The organism is Methylobacterium sp. J-072 (genome assembly GCF_022829425.1).
In the GTDB taxonomy this organism is placed as follows: Bacteria; Pseudomonadota; Alphaproteobacteria; order Rhizobiales; family Beijerinckiaceae; genus Methylobacterium.
In genome coordinates this window covers 1-865 of record NZ_JAKSYK010000225.1, presented here as the reverse complement: position 1 = coordinate 865, position 865 = coordinate 1, and the positions used below count along the sequence as shown (strand labels likewise).

Sequence of the window (865 nt, the reverse complement as noted above, 5' to 3'; positions counted from 1 at the left end):
CTAGAGCGTGTTATGAACTCGATGTGGAGTTTGTGCGTTAGGGGGCATGAGCGCTGATCGCCCTGCCTATCCGTCTGACGTGTCCGATGAGGAATGGGCTCTGGTGGCGCCGTATCTGGCGCTTCTGCGGGAAAGTTCGGGGCAGCGCGACCACGAGTTGCGGGACGTGTTCAACGGTCTGCGCTTCATCGTGAAGACGGGCGCCCCGTGGCGGTTCATGCCGCACGACCTGCCACCGTGGGCGGCGGTGTACCAGCAGACGCAGCGCTGGCTGGCGGCGGAGTGCTTCACCGATGTGGCCGGGGACCTGCGGGCAGTTCTACGGATGGCAGGGGATCGCGAGCCGGAGCCGTCGGCGGTGATCCTGGACAGCCGGACGCTGCGGTCCTCCCCCGAGAGCGGGGAGCGGGCGGGCTACGATGGGGCCAAGCGCAAGCGGGGTTCGAAGGTGCATCTGGCGGTGGACACGCCCGGGCACGTGGTAGCGCTGCACGTCACCCCGGCCGATGCCGACGATCGCGGCGAGGTCGATCGGCTGACCGGCGCGGTGCAGGCGGAGACGGATGGGAGCGTCGAGATCGGCTTCGTCGATCAGGGCTACACCGGCGCGCGGGCGGCGGACGCGGCCCAGGCGCACGGGATCGCGTTGGAGGCGGTCAAAGCGCCCGAGGCCAAGCGCGGATTTGTCCTGCTGCCCCGCCGTTGGGTGGTGGAGCGATCCTTCGCCTGGGCGACGCGCTGTCGGCGCCTGGTCAAAGATTACGAGCGTTATGCCAGCACGCTGGCAGGTCTTCACATGGTCGCATTCGTCTGTCTCATGCTCAAACAGGCTGGACGACTCATAACAGGTTCATAACACGCTCTA

Annotated in this window: 1 protein-coding gene; it reads left to right on the top strand. The window is 66.9% G+C overall.

All coding sequences use genetic code 11. The features are described from left to right. The first annotated feature begins 46 nt into the window (after positions 1–46). Positions 47–856 carry an IS5 family transposase gene (locus tag MKK67_RS30960; RefSeq protein WP_243972780.1) on the top strand — a complete coding sequence of 270 codons (810 nt, stop codon included), beginning with the start codon at positions 47–49 and terminating at the stop codon, positions 854–856. Positions 857–865 lie beyond the last annotated feature (9 nt).